Below are 20720 nucleotides of genomic sequence, written 5' to 3' on the forward strand. Positions count from 1 at the left end.
CGATGAACTTTTTTGAGCAGCTAAGCGTCGTATGGATGTTCAAGATTCACAAGACATCATTTGTTGCATGCTAGTAGTGGTATCTGCCGTTATCGCTTGGTATTGAAGAAATAAGGGGGACAGCGTGGACGTGAATCTGGAAGAGCAATGGATTGCCAAGGCAGTGCGGAACGATCCGGAGTCATTGGCCTGCTTGCTGCAGCACAATTATACATTCCTATACAAATATATGCTCAAAGTGACCATGAATCGCGCACTCGCCGAAGATCTGGTGCAGGAGACGATGCTCAAAGCGATAGAGAATATTTCCACTTTTCAGCGGAAGTCCAAGTTCTCGACCTGGCTCATCTCGATCGGCACGCGTTTATATCTTGACGGGATGAGAAAGCAGCGGGTCGAGCGCCGCTGGCAGGAGCAGGAACAGGCTCTGCGGTCTATGCGCTTTGAAGCCGCGATGCGGCAGGAGGATTGGCCGGATGCCTTAGATGCGCTGGCAAGAGTAGGCTACGATATCCGAATACCGATTTTGCTCAAATATTATTATGGCTATGCTTATGAGGAAATTGCCGATTGGCTGGATATACCGTTAGGCACCGTAAAGTCGAGAATTCATAACGGATTGAAACAATTGCGAAAGGAGCTGCAGGGAAATGACGAACAAGCTGAGGCGTCTGTTAAACCCATCTGAAACTTCGGAGCGCGCGCAGCATGAAACTGAAGAGCAGGCTAAGGCGCAGACGGAATTCGATGAGCTATTTGGCAAGCACCTGACAGCCATGGATGACCGCCATTCGCCGGTTGTGCCAGAGGCAAAAATGTTTCTGGGAATGGTTGAAGAACAGCAAAAGTCGCTCAAGAAGAAGCTATGGCGGGACCTGACGTTGCTGTGGCTGATCGGATGCTTCGCTGCCAGCGGAATCGTGTTGTTATTGGTAAATGACATCCGCTGGTTCGCAGGGGTGCAGATTGCGACGCTGGCCGGTTCGCTGATCTTTCTTGCCCGGATTTCCATAAGGCGGGTGAAGCAAAAATGGATGAACTGAAACAGATACCGATCTGGCAAGGCGCACTCATCGTGCTTATCCTGTTAAGTCAGTCCACGTGGTTGTTCATCGATGCGCGGAAGCGGGGAAGCTATCCATGGTTTTGGGGAATGTGGGGGCTTATCCAATTTCCTGGGCCGCTGATTTTCTATTGGCTGTTCGTGCGGAAACGCTGGCTGCGAAAAGGTAAATAAACACACGATTTGAATTTGGGAGGCAATGACAATGGATCAAATCACGAATGAAATGCTGTGGACAATTATAGCGCCGCTGGCAGGATTGCAATTCCTGCTGGCGATCATCGCGTTGGTGGCTTGCGCACGGGCGGAATCGACCCGCGGACCGAAATGGATGTGGGTGTTAATTATTTTATTTGTCAACTTGCTGGGGCCGATCGCATTCTTTGTTGCGGGCAGGAGGAATGAGTAGAGATGGCTTTAGTACAAGTAGAGCAGCTTACAAAAACCTTCGGATCGACTCGCGCGGTCGATGGGATCAGCTTTGCGATCGGTCAAGGTCGCTGCGCGGCGCTGCTCGGTCCCAATGGAGCAGGTAAAACGACAACGATCCGGATGCTGACGGGCTTGCTGACGCCGACGTCCGGGAAGATCCAATTCCAGGAACTGCGGCCAGGCGCAGACATTCGCTCGGTCATCGGTTATTTGCCGCAGATCCCGTCGTTTTACGGCTGGATGAGCGGACATGAGTTTCTTACGCTTGCCGGCCGCCTGCATGGCCTGAGGGGCAAGGCGGCAGTCAAACGAAGCGATGAGCTGCTGGAACGCGTAGGCATTGCAGGCGCGGGCCGCCGCAAAATTGCCGGGTATTCCGGCGGAATGAAACAGCGCCTTGGACTAGCGCAAGCGCTGGTACAGCGGCCGAAGCTGCTTGCGCTTGATGAGCCGGTATCTGCACTTGATCCGGTCGGGCGCCGGGAGGTGCTCGAGCTGCTGCGGGAGCTAAAACATGAGACGACCGTGCTGTTCTCCACGCATGTGCTGCATGATGCGGAGGAGCTGTGTGACGACGTGTTGATCGTTCGGGATGGGAAAATCGCGCTTCAGGGAGCGATTGGGGACATTCGTGCGCAGCATCAGAAGCCCGTGCTGCTGCTGCAGACGGAAGCGGATGAGGTGTCGAAGCGTTGGTTAGCAGAGTGGAATCTGCGGGAGAGGCCCTATATCGTAGACAAGGAATCGGCGGAGGATCGGCTGCGACTGGTTGTTTCAGATATCGATACCGCACGGAGCGAGCTGCTTGAGGAGCTTTCACGCAGCCAAGTTAAGGTGCGCAGGCTGGAGATCGGACATACCTCGTTAGAGGATTTGTTCATGAAGGTGGTGACGGGATGAATACCTTTTTTGTCTTATATCGTAAGGAGCTTCTGGAAATGCTGCGCAATTATAAGTGGATATGGGTGCCGCTCGTGTTCATCCTGTTGGGCGCCATGCAGCCAGTGACAACTTATTTTCTGCCGCAAATTTTGGCCGGGGCAGGCAATATGCCAGAAGGTGCGGTTATTGAAATTCCGACGCCGCAGGGAAGTGAAGTGCTCGCACAGACACTGCAGCAATACAATACGCTCGGAGTGCTCATCATTACCCTATCATTCATGGCGGTGATTTCCGGTGAGCGCAACAGCGGTACGGCTGCGATGATCCTTGTCAAACCGGTTTCTTATACGACATTTGTCTTGTCCAAGTGGTCGGCGATGCTGTCGCTGACGGCGGTGGCTTTTACCGCAGGTTATGCCGTGTCCCTGTATTATACGAACATTCTGATCGGCGATGTGGGAGCCGGCGGGTTCTGGAAGAGCCTGCTGATCTATATGATCTGGCTTCTCTTTGTCGGAACGTTGACGGTAACCTCCAGCGCACTGCTGCGCAGCCCCGGCGGGGCGGCTTTTACGGCATTGGGCGCGACTGCCGTTCTCGCCATAGCCACCTCGCTATTTCCAAAAGCGATGGCCTGGAGTCCAGGTAAGCTTACGGGGTTAGCGGCACAATCGATGCAGACAGGCTTGTGGGATGAGAAGACGTGGATGGTCGTCCTGCTGTCATTTGTGATCGTCGCGTTGATGATCATGATCAGTGTTCTGGCTCTTCGCAGCAAGCCTTCTCTGGATAATTGAACCTCGGGATGAACTCTTGTGCTTGTAAGCAATTGGACACCGCTATCTTTTTTTAGTAGGATAGTGATAGAGTCTAAAAGCTGCTAGAGTAAGGGGGCGGAGACGTTGTGGAAGTTAGGGCAAAAGGTTATCATCGTGAACGATCAATTTGAACAAAATCTCCCAGTTGGAGAGTATGGCTATATAATTGCTTACGACCGGAACGTGGATAATGCATTTGATTATATCGTTCGGGTACCGAAGGCGAACAAGAATTTCTTTGTGCCCAAGGGCGATCTGGAGCTGGAGGAAGTACTGATTCATGCTGAAGTGGAACGGGCCACCCGGGAAGCGTTAATCGATTACGCGCTTGCTACACATAATGAAGAGCTGTTTAAGCGCATTATGAAGGGTGAGGAATTCGAAGCCGAGGAAGTGGAATCAAGTCCTGAGCTGCAAAACCAGGAGGATTTCATTCGTCAAATTAATCTCAAAGCATGGATTTGAGCCGGCTGCGGCACGAAGCGATGAAGCAAGAGCCATTCCCGATTACGACTCGGGGACGGCTCTTTTGTTTACCCCTTTATTGAGTTGATGTCTTCTCTAAGCTATAATATGAAGAATGAGCTTACGGTTGGAAAAGGAGGAAAAACATCCATGAGCATTACGATCAAGGACGTCGAACATGTTGCCAATCTGGCAAGGCTCGAGCTGTCAGACGAAGAAAAAGGAAAGTTCACCGAGCAGTTGAACGCGATTCTTAAATATGCGGAGAAGCTTAATGAGCTCGATACCGAGCAAGTAGAGCCGACAACGCATGTGCTGCCAATCACGAATGTGATGCGCGATGACACAACGCGTGAGTCTGTTGGCGTGGAAAAAGCGATGCTGAATGCGCCGGATGAAGAAGACGGTCAATTCCGCGTGCCGGCAGTATTGGAATAAAAGGGGATAGGATGAAGGGAGGAAACTCTGTTGGCATCGTTTGATTTGCGCCTGCAGGATGTACATAACAAGCTGAACAGCAAAGAGCTGTCTGTTACTGAACTGGTGGAAGCGTCGTATAAGCGGATCACCGAGACGGAACCGAGCATTAAGTCGTTTATTACGTTAAATGAAGAGCAAGCCCGCAAGGATGCGGCTGCGCTTGATCAAGAGCTGCAAAGCGGCGATACGAAGCGCGGTCTGCTGTTTGGTTTGCCGGCGGGCATTAAGGATAATATCGTAACAGAAGGTTTGCTGACGACATGCGCAAGCCAGTTTTTGCACAATTTCAACCCGATTTATGATGCAACCGTGACGAAGAAGCTGAAAGCCGCGCAATCGATCACGATCGGGAAGCTGAATATGGACGAGTTCGCCATGGGCGGCTCGAATGAGAATTCCAGCTATTACCCGACCCGCAATCCGTGGAACACAGAGTATGTGCCGGGCGGTTCCAGCGGTGGTTCGGCCGCTGCCGTAGCGGCAGGACAAGTCTACTTCTCGCTCGGCTCCGATACCGGAGGCTCGATTCGTCAGCCTGCATCCTATTGCGGTGTTGTCGGATTGAAGCCAACCTACGGCCTTGTGTCGCGCTTTGGACTGGTTGCCTTTGCGTCGTCATTGGATCAAATCGGCCCCATTACGAAAAATGTAGAGGATTCCGCTTATGTGCTGCAGGCGATTGCAGGTTATGATGCATCGGATTCCACCTCTGCGAAAGTGAACATCCCTGATTATATCAGCGCATTGAGCGGCGATGTGAAAGGAATGCGGATCGGTGTGCCGAAGGAATATCTCGGACTAGGCATTGATCCGAAGGTCAAAGAAGCGGTGCTTGGAGCACTGAAAGTATACGAGAACCTCGGCGCAACGTGGGAGGAAGTGTCGCTTCCACATACGGAATATGCGATTGCAGCCTATTATCTGTTGGCATCGTCTGAAGCATCCTCCAACTTGGCGCGTTTTGACGGCGTGCGTTATGGTGTGCGTGCGGACAACCCGGATAACTTGATCGATATGTACCGCAAATCGCGCAGCCAAGGCTTCGGTCCGGAAGTTAAACGCCGGATCATGCTTGGCACGTATGCGCTTAGCTCAGGCTACTACGATGCGTATTACCTGAAGGCGCAGAAGGTCCGGACATTGATTAAACAGGATTTTGACAATGTATTCGAGAAATTCGACGTTATCATGGGGCCAACGGCACCGACGACGGCGTTCAAAATCGGCGAACAGGTCGGCGATCCTTTAACGATGTATTTAAATGATATTTGTACGATACCTGTCAGCTTGGCGGGCGTGCCTGCGATCAGCGTGCCTTGCGGCATGGCGGACGGCCTGCCGGTGGGCTTGCAAATTATCGGCAAAGCGTTTGACGAAACGACTGTGCTGCGCGCGGCGTTTGCCTTTGAACAAAGCACCGAGCACCACAAACTGCGTCCGCAGCTGTAAGGCTGCCGGAATCCCAGGAAGCAGGAGGAACCTAAAACGATGTCACAAGCGACCAAATATGAAACTGTAGTCGGTCTGGAAGTGCATGTGGAGCTGCATACGAACAGCAAAATTTTCTGCGGTTGCTCCACCGCCTTTGGCGCTCCGCCGAATACCCATACCTGTCCGGTATGTCTCGGACACCCCGGCGTGCTGCCGGTATTGAACCGCCAGGCGGTCGAATATGCAATGAAAGCGGCGATGGCGCTCAACTGCGAGATTGCAACCGAGAGCAAATTCGACCGCAAAAACTATTTTTACCCGGACTCTCCAAAAGCGTATCAGATCTCGCAATATGATAAACCGATCGGCGAGAATGGCTGGATCGATATTGAGGTGAACGGCGAGACCAAGCGCATCGGCATTACGCGCCTTCATCTGGAAGAGGATGCGGGCAAGCTGACGCATGTCGACGGCGGTTATGCGTCACTCGTGGATTTGAACCGTGTCGGTACGCCGCTTGTGGAGATCGTCTCCGAGCCGGACATCCGAACGCCTGAAGAGGCGAAGGCGTATCTGGAGAAGCTCAAAGCGATCATGCTGTACTGTGATGTTTCCGATGTGAAGATGGAGGAAGGGTCGCTGCGCTGTGATGCCAACATCAGCATTCGGCCATACGGACAGGAGAAATTCGGAACGCGAACCGAGCTGAAGAATATGAACTCCTTCCGCGGCGTGCAGCGCGGTTTGGAATATGAACAATGGCGTCAGGCCGAGGTGCTGGACAGCGGCGGTACGGTCGTGCAGGAGACTCGCCGCTGGGATGAAGCCCAAGGCAAGACAATCTCCATGCGCAGCAAGGAAGAAGCCCATGACTATCGCTACTTCCCGGATCCGGATCTGGTTCGTCTGTTCATCGATGATGAATGGAAGGCGCGTGTGCTGGCTTCGATTCCTGAACTTCCTGATGCGCGTCAAGCGCGCTACACCTCGGAGCTTGGTCTTCCGTCTTATGACGCCGGAGTCATCACGTCTTCCAAGAAACTGTCCGATTTCTTCGAGGAGAGCCTGAATTATACGAAGGATGCCAAAGCGGTGGCGAACTGGATTATGGGCGACCTGCTAGGATATCTTAATGCGAACAGCCTGGAGCTGGAGGACGTGAAGATTACCGGACAAGGGCTGGGAGAGATGATCGGTTTAATGGAAAAAGGGACGATCAGCAGCAAGATCGCTAAGACCGTCTTTAAAGCGATGCTGGAGTCCGGCAAGCTTCCGCAGCAAATCGTGGAAGAGCAAGGACTTGTTCAAATCAGCGATGAAGGCGCAATACTCGCGATCGTGGACAAGGTCGTTGAAGCGAACCCGCAATCCGTTGAAGACTATAAAGCAGGCAAAGACAAAGCGATCGGCTTTCTCGTCGGGCAAGTGATGAAAGAGTCGCGCGGCAAGGCGAATCCAGCGCTTGTGAACAAGCTGCTGCTCGATCGATTGAGCCGGTAATTAGGATACTTATGTATGCAGACTGTACCTTACCAAGGTGCGGTCTTTTTTTTGTTTGCAGGGATGGGAATTTAGGTTATTTAGATTATGGTATTACTCTAGTTCCATCGTAGAATATGATAAAATAATAAAAGTAAAGAAAGGTCGGGATGTCCTAGTGTTTACGCCTATTGATCCGCTTAATCCATGGTATATTAACGAACTTCACATTATTATTCGACTGATGCTTGCGATTCTGCTTGGCGGGTTAATCGGCTTTGAACGCGAGCAATCCAATCATGCCGCAGGTCTTCGCACGAATATTTTGGTGTGCTTAGGGTCCTGTCTTTTGATGCTGCTATCCATTTATGGTTTTTCCGATTTTGTGAATGAGGTGAATGTTCGCGTCGATCCGGCACGTCTAGCTGCAGCAGTGATTACAGGGATCGGTTTTCTCGGTGCGGGAACGATACTGTTTACGGGCAAAGCGATCACCGGATTAACGACAGCAGCTTCTTTGTGGGTCGTATCCGCGATTGGCCTCGCGGTCGGTGCGGGTTTTTACTTTGCATCCTCGGCCGCAACCGTTCTTGTCCTCATCATTTTGTATGTTCTAAACAAGGTGGAGAAACGCTTCCTAAATGCAAAAAAAGAGCAGCTGCTCGTCGTCCGTGTGAGTGAAAATTCGATGATGATGGATACGATTACGAAACGGCTGATCGCTCAAAAGATGAAAATCCGGAAGATCGAAATGATTGAACAGCGGGATAAAAAGCTGGAACTGCCAGAGGTGCTGTTGAACATTTATATTTTTCTGCCGAACGGGGAGATCCCATGGGCATTGGTGGAGGAGATCAGAGGGCTGGAAGGTGTGCATGCTGTGAGTATGGAGTGAGACGATGAGAAAGAGCTATTTTTTAGAAAAAAAACGTTGGCTCGCGGGGCTTCTGGCTTTCTTGGTTCCGGGGGCGGGGCATATGGCGCAAGGCAGGTTTTCAAAAGGACTGCTGCTGCTTTTTCTTTCGGTACTTGATATTGCGGCGATGATATATTATCCCAATGCGACCGGCGGACGGCATCTCATGCTGATCGTTTATCTGGGACTTGCGCTGCCTGCTATCTATTTTTATAGCGTCTATGATGCGCTGCAGTATAACTTTAGGGCTCCGAGGCAGTCGAGCCGGTACGGTTCAGGAGCAAAAGCAGTCACCGCTTGGCACGGACTGGGACTTTCCGTGATCGTCGTCATGCTGCTGTTATTTATTCATCCTCCTGCAGCACTTATCCCCTGGCTCCATACTGCCGGTGATTATGCGCCCGGCATCGGCATGGTCGTGCTCGGATTATGGCTGCTGTGGCGGTTTGCTGCCGGCGCGTCCAGATTGGGCCGGATCACGGCTTCCCTGCTGTCTATCGCGATAGGCGCTTTACTGATGTGGGATGAACGATACGATGGACACACGATCGTCGAGCTTGTGAACTGGTGGCCAATGATTCTGATCGTGTTTGGCTTGGACATTACGACGGTTAGCATCGTGCTTCGAAAGCTGAAGAGGAGGCTGTCCATTGACCTCATCGGACTAACAATGGCGATAATGGCGGCTTCATCCGCTTATAGCGTTACGCAATTTGCGGATCTGCCCTTTCGATGGCTGGATCAGTTTATGACGGAGAGCAGCGAGCTTGACGGCTATACGGAAGAGAGCGGATACCGTTTTAACCGTCCGCCGCTTTACGCGGAGCTGGAAGAAGCGGTGGAAAGGATCGACGTTGTTAACCCTAATGGGCAGGTCCATATCCGTTCGGGCGCCGTGAGCCAAGTTCAGATCGAAGCGACAGTGTGGATTGATTTGCCTGACGAGAAAATGGCCGAGCAAGCGGCTGATGCGACGAGTCTGGATATTGTTGCTAAGGACAATAGGCTGCGGATTGAAGGAAAAGGGGAATCCTATGGGGAAGAGAGGGTCCTCAAGCCGCGGATCAATCTGGTTATCACCGTACCTGAAACCAGGCCTGCTCCTTATGAAACCATGTTGGGACTGAAGGTGAAAACGATCAACGGGGGGATAAACGTTCATAATCTTAGCCTTCCCGGCGGCCTGTCGGTTGAAAATACGTGGGGGAAACTGAACATTCAGCGTGTGCTTGGGGATGTGGCCGTAACGACAAAAAGCGGTGATATCCGGGTCGCCGATATCGCAGGCGCAGTGAAGCTTGATGCCTCCAATGGCAATATCACCGGATATAGGATTGCAGGGCAAGCTGCAGCGGCGGTAATATACGGTAATATTCAGTTGACGAATATTCAAGGCGAGGTGGAGACGAAGACGAAGAACGGATCGATCGTCATTCATGAGGCGAAGTCAGCGGTTAATGCGGATACGCTTAATGGAGGGATCGAGGTGCGCAGCTCGGTGGTTGGCGGCTCGTGGCATGCAGACAGCGCGATTGGCGAGATCCGCTTGGTGATGCCGGAGGATAGCGACGTTTCGGTAGAAGGCAGCGTTACCTTTGGGGATATTTTTAGTGATCTGCCGCTCACGATCGATAACAGAACGATCCGCGGACAGATTGGGATGGGAACCTATGATATCCATGTGAATGCCAACAGCAACATCGTACTGGAAAAAATTCAACAGTGAGTTAGGAGCGCTTTCATTGACAAAGTCAAAACCTAACACGTAAAATGGTATTAAAGAGTAGAAAGGGCGTGAGGGAAATGGATGCTAGTGTACAACATGCATTGGAACAATTGAAAATGACCGGCGTCCGGATGACCCCGCAACGACACGCTATCCTGACTTATTTGATGGGTGTTATGACTCATCCAACTGCTGATGAAATTTATAAGGCACTGTCGCCGCAGTATCCAAGTATGAGCGTGGCGACAATCTATAACAATTTACGTCTATTTGTGGAAGCGGGCCTTGTTCGTGAATTGACCTATGGCGATGATTCCAGTCGTTTCGATGCGGATTTGTCGGATCATTATCACGCAATATGCAAAGCTTGCGGAACGATTGAAGACTTTGATTATCCGCCATTATTAGAGGTTGAGCGGGCAGCATCACGTGAGACAGGGTTTGTCGTTGAAGGGCACCGAATGGAAATTTACGGTTTATGTAAAAGCTGTGCAAGTGTGAAAGTGCAATAATAGTATAGAGCTACTATAATCGTACAGGGACGGAAGTCATAAATCCGTTTGCCTGTACGATTTTTTTTGTGAAGTGATAGTTTCTCTTCTATAGGATTTCACTTTTTTACGAAACCTTACTGCTGCCCATTTCGTCTATAGATGGTATCGGCAGTTTTGTTGGCTTGCCCCTATACATAATAATATATGGATACGGTTATGCGAAGTTCATGAAAGCTGGGGAGTGAGAGTTGTGAATAAGATGCGAGTCCAGACACCCCGGAAGCGTGGAGGAAAAGGACTGGGATGTTTGGCATTGTTACTCGGATTAACGGTGATTGCTGTTGGCGCTTTTATTGGCTGGCAGTGGTTTGTGCCCAATGGCAAGCATGTGGTGCCAGTATTTGACCAAGTTAACCCGATCATACATAAAGGTGAAGTGATGAATCAGGGAGCGATAGTGGAAGGGGAATCCATCAAGCTCCCGCTTGAAGCGGTAAGACAACTGCTTGGATCGGAGGAGCCAATCCGTTATGAACCGGAGAGCGAGTCCATCATATTAACGACACAGGATAAAGTCATTCATCTCAAAACAGATGCGCTTACGGCTACGATGAACCAAAAGCCGTTCGAGCTTAGCTTTGCGGCAGAAAAGGTGGGTGATAACGTCTTTTTGCCTATCGCGCCGCTGGAGGAATTATTCGGCCTGCAGACCGAGTATGATGAGGAAACCTCCATCGTGACGGTCCGGCTGCCGGGCGAATCGGTTCAGCGCGCAGCAGTTCAAGCTGAGGAAGCGGCGATCCGTTCTGAACCAACAATTAAAGCTCCGATATCCGAAGCATTATTAAAAGGGGCTGTTGTGCGAATATGGGGAGAGCAGGAAGGCTGGTACCGGGTGCAGGGTCCTGCCGGGTACATCGGGTTTATGAAAAAATCGGATGTTGCCATTTCGGATATTGAGACCGTGGAGGAACCGGCTCGGAAAAAGCCTTTTATCGCGTGGAAACTGTATGGTCAGAGAATCAATCTGACATGGGAGGCGGTGTACTCCCGTAACCCGGACACTTCGCAGATCGGTGAATTATCGGGTGTAAACGTTGTTAGCCCCACTTGGTTCGAATTGGTGGATGGAAAGGGGAAGATTCGGAGCAAAGCCGATGCGGATTATGTGAGTTGGGCGCATAGAAAAGAGATGCAGGTATGGGCATTATTCAGCAATAGCTTTGAGCCTGACTTGACGACTGAAGCATTATCAAGCTACGAGCGCAGGCTTAATATGATCAAACAGCTGCTTTCTTATTCGCAAATGTATAAGATTCAAGGCATTAATATTGATTTCGAGAATGTGTATCCGAAGGATAAAGAGAATCTGGTCCAATTCGTGCGTGAGCTCACGCCGCTGCTTCATGAGCAAGGCCTGGTTGTCTCGATCGATGTGACGCCTAAATCAAACAGCGAAATGTGGTCTGTATTTCTCGATCGTGAAGCATTAGGCAAAGTAGTCGATTACATGATGGTCATGTCCTATGACGAGCATTGGGCGGCCAGCCCGAAATCAGGCTCTGTCGCATCGCTGCCATGGGTCGAACGCTCGATTGTGCGTATTTTGGAAGAGGACGATGTGCCGGCGGGCAAGCTGCTGCTCGGAATCCCTTTGTATACCCGGATCTGGACGGAGGCCGAAGGGGAGAACGGCGAGATCAAGGTCAGCTCAAAAGCCGTCGGAATGGAATCGATTGAAGCCTTGCTGGAGGAGAAAAAGCTCAAGCCTGAATACGATCCGCAAACCGGGCAAAATTACGTGGAGTACGAAGAGGATGGCGCGCTGCAGCGGATCTGGCTGGAGGATGAAACCTCCATTGAGGCAAGGATTCAATTAGTGAAGAAATATGACCTTGCGGGCATAGCAACTTGGCAGCGGGGCTTCCAGAAAGAATCCGTCTGGGGTGTGATGGATGACGCGCTGCAAAGCAGGCCTTAATGACGTTATTTTATTCATAGGGAGCACAAAAAAACCTTCGGACAAGATGTCTGAAGGTTTTTTATAACCGTATTATTACTAAAAGCTTGCGATCGGAAGTTTCTCAATTCAACAAGCAGGTTAACGGGAAAGTATCGTGCATTTCCTATCAGCCTGGTGTATGTGTGTGCGTTGCCTGATTCGGATCCAAGGTCAGCTTGGTGCGGCAGAACATGCAGCGGTCGGTCTTGCCCAGCATTTTCGTAGGACGCTTGCACTCTGGGCAATCAAGCATAGTGGCGCTTGTCGAGAGCATTCCCGCCCAGAAGTATACGCCCACGCTCAGCAGCATGGCAATCATACCGAAGACCATGAATACGCCTGCAAAAATTTTACCGGTTTGTCCCCAAAGCACGATGCCGGCAGTACCAAAAATCATCAGACCCATGCCGATAAGCGTAAACAGCAGCCCCCATAGGCGGAACTCGTTTATTTTACTGGATTTGAAAAACATGATTACACTTCCTTTCTCACTATAAACGGATTTCTGCAATGGTAAGCAGGAATCCGAGACGTTACTGTCGAACAAGAATTTAACCGCAAAATTAATTATAGCTTAAACTTCAAAGCGAAGCTATACGGAGGATATTGTGGAGAAGATTAAAGCCTATTTTACCCAATATTATCACAATAAGGGCGAAATGATCAGTGTGGCTGCAATAGATAATCCTTATCCGTATCATCCGCTTATGAATGGATTTGATCTATTGATCTTGGTCGTGGCTAAGCGGCTGGATCGGGATCGAATGAATGAGCATGTATTGATGGACGGGGTACGGATACAACTGAAAACAATCGATCCTATTCAATTGGAGCGATGGCTTACCTGCGGGGAGGATCGCAGTATTATACAATGGCTTGTGCGGGGTGAAATCTTGTTGGATCAAGGAGATTATTTGGCACAAATACGTCATCGGCTTATCGAATTTCCGGAAGCGCTGCGTGAACAGAAGCGCTTGATTGAATTTTCAAATTTTCTGCGTACGTATTTGCAAGCCAAACAGGATATGCAGGACAACAATTTGCTGGATGCGCACAGTAATATATTAACCGCTTTACACCATTGGGCGCATATTGCACTTATTGAAGAAGGGATTCATCCGGAATTGACCGTATGGCGGCAAGTGCAGCGCATTTTTCCGGAAATTTATAAATTATACGATGAGCTGACGAACAGTCCGGAAACATTGGAACAGCGGGTACAGCTTGTTTTACTCGGCTGTGAATTTACCGTTATGAGCAAGATGAAATCCTGCTGCTCGCTCCTGCTTCAAGTATTAAGCAGCCGCGAAGAGCCGTGGAGTGTCATGGAGCTATCCCATCACCCCGCGCTTTCGGGATTACAGATTGATCTGTCGCTGCTGCTGCAGAAGCTGGTAAAACGGGCTTACATCCGCGAAGTGGTAGTCATGCCGTCCATTGCCGCTGATTCGGAAGTGTTAGAATTGAAGTACAGGCCCACTGCCGACTGAACTGAATTTTAGGTTGTGTATAGTTTTGGAATTCGATATAATAACTGTAACTAATGTGGCTGATTTTTTTCACCAGCCTTAAATAAAGAACGTGATGTGGGAAGCACCCGCTTGCAAAGATTTATTTGCAGCGGGTGCTTTTTTATTTTCATTTTAAGGAAACAATACCGCAACTTGGTAATTTGAGTTAATATTTAAGTAGGTTAATTATGTTGAGCTTCAGCATCGGAGGTACTAAAGGATTACACTAAATGACAAAGGGGATGGTTATTGATGATGGCAAGAACATGGTTGGTTATGGTTTTGGAGTAAACAGGAATAGACAGAATATTCAGTTTCTAATTAGTCTAAACAACTAGGGAGAGTGATTTTAGTGAAAAAATATACCGTTAGATTTATGACTTGTTGTCTTCTTGCATTTACTCTTATTTTTGGATTAGTACCTGTTCAGTCTGTAATCTTAGCGCAATCTGATCAAAAATTTAAAGATGTTCCTAAGACCTTTTGGGCTTCTGGCGCTATCAATGCTCTTTCAGACAAAGGATTTGTCGGTGGGTATACTGACGGGACGTTCAGACCGAATAAAACCATATCTAGAGCAGAATTTACAACTATGCTCGTTAAAATATCAGAACTAACTAACGCAAAACAAAATCCTTATAAAGATGTGACTGGCGGTTGGGCTTTACATCCTGTAAATGTTGCTTATGCGGCGGGTTTAATCCCTACTTCTGATTTTGGTAACGAGTTTAAGCCAAATCAAAATATAACCCGATATGAAATCGCAAGAATGATATCTAAGGCTATGATAAAAGACCAAAGCTATAAAGAGTTTTTTGATATATTTTCAAAGTTGAACAATAGTGATTTACCTTTGACGGATAGCAAAAGTATTCAGCGAGGACAAATTCAATATGTAGCTTTGACTTTAGGTACCGGGATAATGAGCGGATATAATGATCAGTCAATCGGATTGAGGAATAATGCTACGAGAGCAGAAGCAGTAGCCATGCTGACAAGTTACTATAATAGTCGAAGTAAGAAACCTGAGGATTACCAGTACCTTAAAGAATTAAAAGAACTTGCCGAAACAGGAACTAATGTAAAAACAGTTTCCAAATCGGTTCCAATGATAAACATCGTTGATGGTAAGCTGTTTGATTTCCGTACAGAAAAATGGATAAACAGTAAACTAACTCTTACCCATCCTAATTATACTGTCAAACTAAAACGGATGTATTTACTTCCTTATAATAAAAATAAAAAGAGTTTATATGAGGATAAATTTATAGGGAAGGATAAAGTTATACGCAAAGATTACTCGGGAATAATAGTTGTTGTCACAGACATGACTTTTAATAAAGACGGAGGGAGATTGCTTTTTATGCAAAATCTTTCTCTAAGAAACCCTGCTCGTATAACTTCTAGCCATCCCTATGAAAAATTCGGCATAATTCATCAGTATGTTAGCCACCACGATTATGATTTTATATTGAAGAAAGGAGAAACAAAAGAAATTACGTTTTACGGATACTTTGACGAAGAAACTTTCGATACCATGGATATAACTGGCCCTTATCAGAATTATATATTACTTAGAGATAGTTCTCGTTAGAAAGAGAGGGGTTTAATTGAGAACTAATAAAAGGTATGTATACTTGCTGTTATGTATGTTTTTGATCGTAACATCTATTCCTTTATATCCCTCAAGTGCTTCTGGAGCAACTATAACAGTAACGACTAAGGGGAACTTTACCCCTGGGTACTATTGGTGCCAACATATAAACGGTACGTGGAGTACTAGGAGCGACGATCAAGGAACTGTAGTTGCACCTAACGATGGTGGAGAGCCTAGAAAAACTTGGGTTTATACTTCTACGAATATATCTGCTCCTTTGAACGCACTTTGGGTGGATGCTAATGGTAATAAATACAGTGGCTCTGAGGTGAAAAATTCGAAACCTAAATCAGTTACTATGCAGGAGGATGCTGACCCTGCATTACAAGGTAAGCCTACTATTTCAGGGGATACCGTATATATAGAAGGGTATTCTGGTAGAGGAGTATACGGATACACTGATTCTATTTGCGGTGGCAACAATAATATGATCTACCCTTTCCCTGTTACGGTTACTTTTGAAGGTACTGTAGAAGTAACTACCGGAACGCATACAACCAGACATTACACAACAGCAGGTCAATCCTTACAGGCTGTTTTCCCTGATGTAGTTAGAACTATGACAAAAGATCAATCTTATTCAACTACACCGCCTGCTAACGCAGAATATACTTACGTGGGGTATAAATTCAGTAAGGATGGAAGCCCTCCCACCGGGGGGAGCATTATAGAAGGAAGCCCTCCGGTAGAGACTTATGATGGTACATATACTCATTATTACTTATATCTGTACTACAAAGCGCCCGAAGCATTTGTTAGACATGTAAACGAAAGTGGACAAAGTTTGTCTAGTATATTTACTGATACTAGAAGAAGTCTAGTAAACGGACAAAACTATTCATTTCCAGCTCCTACTAATACCAATTATCAATATTTAGGGTTTGTCCGTTCAACAACAGGTAGTCCACCTACTGATTTTAGCTCACCTACAAATCGTCTTTACGAATTAACTCCTTACACTGGAAATTTTAATACGTTATATCTGTATCATGTTTATCGCCCTGTAGGGGATGGGGAGATTAAAGTCCGACATATGGTACGGCAGGGGCCAAATGTAAGCTTCACACTAGCAAATGAAACCTCGGAGGCAGTAAGTACCTTGCCAGCAAGCAGGACGGTAAATCCGGTTGCGTCACACGGTACGCTGCTTGGTCGTAATGTGGATTATTCTGATTATACCGATGCGATAAATCAGGGTGATTCCATCGTAGTTAATCTGACTGCGACCCATAAAACAGGATACGTTTCTTTCTTTTATGAGCAGCAGATATCGTATACGGCAGATTTTGATGTATTGCCGTCTACGATTGAATATAGGGATTCATTTTCACTCGTACCGAGAGATTTTCAATTACACGGGTGTACCTATATTGCGCATAAGTATCAGATTTCACGAAATGGTATTTTTGAAACACCGTGGATATCCGGACAGACGGTAACAACATCATATAGTCATTCGAATTACCCCTGGAACATTGGCACGGGGCAGCATATGATCACGATCAAGATTAATACCAGCTGCGGACAGTCGGAATGGTTGTCTCCTAAGACCTTGACGGTAACTTCTCCGACAAATAATAGACCGCCAGAATTTCGGGTTGGTTTTGTCCATCCGAATGAGCAAACGAAGCCGGTCTATGAGATCGTAGAAGGCGCTGTAATGCACCTTATTTATATTACTGATCCGTCCATACCCACGCCGACCGATCCGGATGGGGATTTGTTAACTTTTATGGGTTTTGATACTGCTGGAAGCCAGAGCAGTTTTATTCAATCGCTCCCCACCAAGGCGCAATATTATGGAAATGGCTATCATCAAGTCAAGATGGATACGCTAGGCTATCATCATGTCACCGCACAGATGCGAGACCAGTGGGGCTTGACAACAACAGCTTCAACTTGGATTCGCGTCGTGCCTCAAAATCCGGTTGCCGTTCCAGGCTGTCCAGCAGAAGTAACGGCGAACAAGCCGGTTCTATTATCGGAGTTTACTTCTACGAATAGTTATAGTCCCATGGGCCGTACAATCGAGCATAGCCGGGATGAATGGACAAATCGTCAAACAAGCTACACCAACGATACGACCTCGGATATCACGGTGCAGGTTTCATTACTTGTGTACGATGATACAGGCATGAAGTCGCTCGATCCGGGTGTTTGTAACATTATCGTCAAGCCGGATCTGCCGCCGATCGCTAAGCTGGAAGTACCTCCGGTTGGAATTAGGCATCAAATGATCGACATTCTTAACAAATCGACGAGTCCGGATGGAGATGCCATCGTTAAAACCCAGTATAAATATAAGTACGATCAGAATAATGACGGCTTTGAAGATGATGAATGGATCGGCATGGTAGGTACTCTAAATCGGCTTCCGTTCACTCCGACCGAAGTCGGAAAATATCTTTTTTATGTCAAAGTGACCGAAGAATACGGGCAAACTGATGATACCTTAGACGAAGACATTGCCATATTAACGCTGGATGTCATTAATAATGCGCCGGAAGTGTTCTTTAATATTGAAGGGAGCAGTCCGCAGCCGGATCTTAATCCACCTTCGACTATAAGTGCTGCGCAAATGTTGAATTGGCCTGTCTACGTCACTAATGAAGTTAGACAAGTCTACAATAAAAACAACCTGTGGCAAGTGCATAACGGAAGGCTGGTTAGCGGCGAAGGGAAAAATTTCGGGCAGCAACAAATGTTTCAATATTTTGTGAAGTATCCAACGTATTCGAGTTGGAACGCATTTGATATGAGTAATAATGGTTTTGGTCCGAACCGTTTATCACCTTACCGGGCTGCAACCAATACGCCGCAATTTTCGAGCATTTTAATTAATCCCAGCGGCAGGCAGCTTGTTTATTATGATTCAAATTACCGATTAAATAACCTTAACTATAGTCAAGCTGCAGCCCCAAAAATGAGATCGACTAAAAATCTGTTCATTTTTGATGAAGCAACCCGTTCGGGTATGTGGAATAAATCCATGCGTATTTATGGTTTGGATCCAAAGAAGCTATCACCAATAGAATCATATTCTCAAAATGGATCGCTGCTATACCGCTATAAAAATGGAAGCCCCTTTGTGTTTGACATAGCGGTATCTCAAGCCTTGAGCATTAATTGGGAGTTAGCCGGTCATTATCTTTATGTTCTACGTTTTACCGGCGAATATGAGCTGATTGTTTATAATACTTTGAACGGCCAACAAGTGCGTCGTCAAGTGTTTCCGCTAGACTTTGGAAAAGGACAGAACAATAGCTATTCGTCGTGGGAAATTAGCCATGCGCAGGCCACAGATATTTATTTGCGCAGCGACATTTCAAACAGTAATGAATTTAAACAGGCGGGAAAGGAATCCACTCGCTGGATTAAATTTACACCTGACTTGAATAAAACGGATCTGCCGTCATGGACGATTCCGGTTGCAAGGGATCCGCGAGTTTCTTCAGATGATGTCCAATATATCTCGTCCAGACCTTTATTTACAGATCCCAGCGGGGCGATTTATGCCTATGAAGGCTTTAGACAATACAGCGGAACGGAACAAACGCCCAGAAGATATTATGACTTAAGTGTGGTCAAGTATAATCCGGATTTAACGCTGGCGTGGAGACAGTATTTAACGGGACCGAACGAATTGGGTTATCCGACCAAAGCTTCAACTGGCACGATGTACAATATGTATGATCTGGATCAATTTAACGGACTGGTGATCAATCCATTTACGAATGAAGTACAGGTCCGGACGTACCAGCTGTTTAATAAGCCTGGTGAAATCTATCCAAGTGACCGGGAAATCGTATCGGTATATAATACTGCAAATGGTGCGTTAAAATCCCGATTCATGGCCAACGACAACAACCAAGGCTTTGATGCACACCGTTTCTCAAAAGATAATCGTTCCACGATTTATTTTGACTTCAATGGGACCAAACATCAGAACCAGAATAGCACCGTCACCGCAGAAGGATTTCGCACAACCCAGCCTTCCGCTTGCACACCGAAGAACCCTGTGTACAACGCTGCAGGAGCAAAAATCGGAGAGGTAGGGAATAACGAATGCACGTATAATACCCAGTTCTTCGGTGAATATTTTGGCGATGGATTCTACGTCTCATTAACGCGTCCGAATAGCAGCGATCAAGTAAACTATACATTACGAGCATCATTTGGAACGCCATCCACAGCGCCGCTTGTAAATAGGGCCTTTACTAGTGGGCAGTTCTTATCGAATATTGACCTAGCAAATGCGGAAGTCAATTTTTCGTTCTCTGTGGATGATGTTGATTATGATTTGGACTCACTGGGGTTCTCTTTCCGAATGCGGGATACTCGTAATCGCTATGCTTTTGAGACGAATGGGAGCCAGCTTTCATTGACCAAGTATATTAATGGAGCGAGAACGCAGTTGGCCACAGGAAGTTATCCTTTACAAGATGACCAATCTTACACCCTTAAACTGAAATTTATAGGTAACAGTATTGAGGTATGGCTTAATAATATTCCTGTACTTCAAGCGCAGGATAATACTTATACAACGGGTAAATTCGGTTATTTTGCGGACAAGTCGTTTGTCACTTTTAGCGCACTTCGCTACAAAGAATTGCAGAATCAAGAGTTTTGGTCCAAGCAGTTTGCCATCTGGAATGAAGGGACTGCCAAAGCGGATGTAAGATACAGTAATATCCTTTTTACAGATCCGGAGAAAGATCCGATGGCAGGGACTTACCAATGGAGTATCCTGCATGCGCCTCGATTTATTAATAATCAAGGGATATCCAGCTTACATGGGAAGACGTTTAATTCACAGCAATTAACCTTTGATAAAGTGGGTGATTACACAGTACAACTGAGGGCAAAAGATGATCCGCAACCGAATTTTCATTTCCCAAGTATAGTTTTTGACATGTATCGGAAAACATCAAATGAGTTTAATCAAATGGTTACTGTGCATCGCAGGCCGATATCCGACTTTACGGTTGTACAAGATGCGAGCGGGAGAGTTCTCTGGACCGATAGCAGCCGTGACCCGGATCGATACGCTAGCGCGACCAATTATTCACCATCGGAAAATGGCATCGACTACAGAGCCACAAGAGGGATATTGGAGAAAAGATTTTATTACATCACACCGAGCGGCAACCACGTGGCGCAAAAGATCGTTACACCACAGGAGCTTGGTGTGTACGAAGTAGGAATGGCGGTCAAGGACGAGTATGACGCTTGGTCTGATTATACGGTCAGAATGTTAAATGTCGGAACATTACCGCCCAACAATACTCCACCAGTTCCAGGCTTTACAACCAGTCATGTGAATACCTTTAGAGGGATACCGGTGACAATCGATTCGACAGCATA

The 20720-nt window shown here is 47.4% G+C and carries 18 protein-coding genes; 17 read left to right on the plus strand and 1 reads right to left on the minus strand.

What is annotated here, in order from left to right:
• The first annotated feature begins 124 nt into the window (after positions 1-124).
• The 14 genes from sigY (at position 125) to IEW11_RS13865 (ending at position 12167) form a co-directional block, all read left to right on the plus strand.
• Positions 125-688, plus strand: a complete 564-nt coding sequence (gene sigY, locus IEW11_RS13800) for an RNA polymerase sigma factor SigY (protein ID WP_229725275.1) — start codon at positions 125-127, stop codon at positions 686-688.
• Positions 651-1043, plus strand: coding sequence for a DUF5345 family protein (locus IEW11_RS13805; protein WP_188531629.1), 393 nt, complete (start codon positions 651-653; stop codon positions 1041-1043). Before sigY ends, IEW11_RS13805 begins: the two co-directional genes overlap by 38 nt.
• Positions 1031-1237, plus strand: coding sequence for a sigmaY antisigma factor component (locus IEW11_RS13810; RefSeq protein WP_188531630.1), 207 nt, complete (start codon positions 1031-1033; stop codon positions 1235-1237). Before IEW11_RS13805 ends, IEW11_RS13810 begins: the two co-directional genes overlap by 13 nt.
• A gap of 31 nt (positions 1238-1268) precedes the next feature.
• On the plus strand, positions 1269-1472 hold the full coding sequence (locus tag IEW11_RS13815; protein WP_188531631.1) for a PLD nuclease N-terminal domain-containing protein: 204 nt from the start codon (positions 1269-1271) through the stop codon (positions 1470-1472).
• Positions 1473-1474: 2 nt separating this feature from the next.
• Positions 1475-2395 carry an ABC transporter ATP-binding protein gene (locus IEW11_RS13820; protein ID WP_188531632.1) on the plus strand — a complete coding sequence of 307 codons (921 nt, stop codon included), beginning with the start codon at positions 1475-1477 and terminating at the stop codon, positions 2393-2395.
• Entirely contained in the window at positions 2392-3174 is a 783-nt protein-coding gene (locus tag IEW11_RS13825; RefSeq protein WP_188531633.1) for an ABC transporter permease, read from the plus strand. The genes IEW11_RS13820 and IEW11_RS13825 overlap by 4 nt, the downstream gene beginning before the upstream one ends.
• 105 nt (positions 3175-3279) lie before the next feature.
• Positions 3280-3660, plus strand: coding sequence for an ATPase (locus IEW11_RS13830; RefSeq protein ID WP_188531634.1), 381 nt, complete (start codon positions 3280-3282; stop codon positions 3658-3660).
• A gap of 150 nt (positions 3661-3810) precedes the next feature.
• Positions 3811-4098 (plus strand): Asp-tRNA(Asn)/Glu-tRNA(Gln) amidotransferase subunit GatC, encoded by a 288-nt coding sequence (gene gatC, locus IEW11_RS13835; protein ID WP_188531635.1) that lies wholly within the window; start codon positions 3811-3813, stop codon positions 4096-4098.
• A gap of 30 nt (positions 4099-4128) precedes the next feature.
• Complete coding sequence (gene gatA, locus IEW11_RS13840) at positions 4129-5589, plus strand: Asp-tRNA(Asn)/Glu-tRNA(Gln) amidotransferase subunit GatA (protein WP_188531636.1); 1461 nt, start codon at positions 4129-4131, stop codon at positions 5587-5589.
• A gap of 39 nt (positions 5590-5628) precedes the next feature.
• Entirely contained in the window at positions 5629-7071 is a 1443-nt protein-coding gene (gene gatB / locus IEW11_RS13845) for an Asp-tRNA(Asn)/Glu-tRNA(Gln) amidotransferase subunit GatB (protein ID WP_188531637.1), read from the plus strand.
• A gap of 223 nt (positions 7072-7294) precedes the next feature.
• A complete protein-coding gene (locus tag IEW11_RS13850; protein ID WP_188531666.1) occupies positions 7295-7945 on the plus strand; it encodes an MgtC/SapB family protein in 651 nt (216 codons plus the stop codon).
• Positions 7946-7949: 4 nt separating this feature from the next.
• Complete coding sequence (locus IEW11_RS13855; protein WP_188531638.1) at positions 7950-9692, plus strand: DUF4097 family beta strand repeat-containing protein; 1743 nt, start codon at positions 7950-7952, stop codon at positions 9690-9692.
• Between the two features lie 77 nt (positions 9693-9769).
• A complete protein-coding gene (gene perR / locus IEW11_RS13860) occupies positions 9770-10204 on the plus strand; it encodes a peroxide-responsive transcriptional repressor PerR (RefSeq protein WP_188531639.1) in 435 nt (144 codons plus the stop codon).
• Positions 10205-10445: 241 nt separating this feature from the next.
• Positions 10446-12167 (plus strand): glycosyl hydrolase family 18 protein, encoded by a 1722-nt coding sequence (locus IEW11_RS13865; RefSeq protein WP_188531667.1) that lies wholly within the window; start codon positions 10446-10448, stop codon positions 12165-12167.
• Between the two features lie 148 nt (positions 12168-12315).
• On the opposite strand, the gene IEW11_RS13870 is transcribed toward IEW11_RS13865, so the two are convergent.
• A complete protein-coding gene (locus tag IEW11_RS13870) occupies positions 12316-12660 on the minus strand; it encodes a YgzB family protein (protein WP_188531640.1) in 345 nt (114 codons plus the stop codon).
• Between the two features lie 136 nt (positions 12661-12796).
• Between IEW11_RS13870 and IEW11_RS13875 the strand changes: the two genes are divergently transcribed.
• The 3 genes from IEW11_RS13875 to IEW11_RS13885 all read left to right on the plus strand — a co-directional run.
• Entirely contained in the window at positions 12797-13678 is an 882-nt protein-coding gene (locus tag IEW11_RS13875; protein ID WP_188531641.1) for a nucleotidyltransferase-like protein, read from the plus strand.
• 373 nt (positions 13679-14051) lie between these two features.
• Entirely contained in the window at positions 14052-15293 is a 1242-nt protein-coding gene (locus IEW11_RS13880) for an S-layer homology domain-containing protein (RefSeq protein WP_188531642.1), read from the plus strand.
• A 331-nt stretch (positions 15294-15624) separates the two neighbouring features.
• On the plus strand, positions 15625-20720 hold a 5096-nt coding region (locus IEW11_RS13885; protein ID WP_229725277.1), incomplete at its 3' end, for a hypothetical protein.

The organism is Paenibacillus abyssi (assembly GCF_014640295.1).
Taxonomy (GTDB): domain Bacteria; phylum Bacillota; class Bacilli; order Paenibacillales; family Paenibacillaceae; genus Paenibacillus_D; species Paenibacillus_D abyssi.

What these genes read in the sequence shown, in the direction of transcription:
- IEW11_RS13805 (WP_188531629.1), top strand. Translation starts at nt 651, where the DNA reads ATGACGAACAAGCTGAGGCGTCTGTTAAACCCATCTGAAACTTCGGAG.
- IEW11_RS13815 (WP_188531631.1), top strand. Translation starts at nt 1,269, where the DNA reads ATGGATCAAATCACGAATGAAATGCTGTGGACAATTATAGCGCCGCTG.
- gatC (WP_188531635.1), top strand. Translation starts at nt 3,811, where the DNA reads ATGAGCATTACGATCAAGGACGTCGAACATGTTGCCAATCTGGCAAGG.
- IEW11_RS13870 (WP_188531640.1), bottom strand. Translation starts at nt 12,660, where the DNA reads ATGTTTTTCAAATCCAGTAAAATAAACGAGTTCCGCCTATGGGGGCTG.
- IEW11_RS13820 (WP_188531632.1), top strand. Translation starts at nt 1,475, where the DNA reads ATGGCTTTAGTACAAGTAGAGCAGCTTACAAAAACCTTCGGATCGACT.
- IEW11_RS13825 (WP_188531633.1), top strand. Translation starts at nt 2,392, where the DNA reads ATGAATACCTTTTTTGTCTTATATCGTAAGGAGCTTCTGGAAATGCTG.
- IEW11_RS13865 (WP_188531667.1), top strand. Translation starts at nt 10,446, where the DNA reads ATGCGAGTCCAGACACCCCGGAAGCGTGGAGGAAAAGGACTGGGATGT.
- IEW11_RS13850 (WP_188531666.1), top strand. Translation starts at nt 7,295, where the DNA reads ATGCTTGCGATTCTGCTTGGCGGGTTAATCGGCTTTGAACGCGAGCAA.
- perR (WP_188531639.1), top strand. Translation starts at nt 9,770, where the DNA reads ATGGATGCTAGTGTACAACATGCATTGGAACAATTGAAAATGACCGGC.
- gatB (WP_188531637.1), top strand. Translation starts at nt 5,629, where the DNA reads ATGTCACAAGCGACCAAATATGAAACTGTAGTCGGTCTGGAAGTGCAT.
- IEW11_RS13810 (WP_188531630.1), top strand. Translation starts at nt 1,031, where the DNA reads ATGGATGAACTGAAACAGATACCGATCTGGCAAGGCGCACTCATCGTG.
- IEW11_RS13855 (WP_188531638.1), top strand. Translation starts at nt 7,950, where the DNA reads ATGAGAAAGAGCTATTTTTTAGAAAAAAAACGTTGGCTCGCGGGGCTT.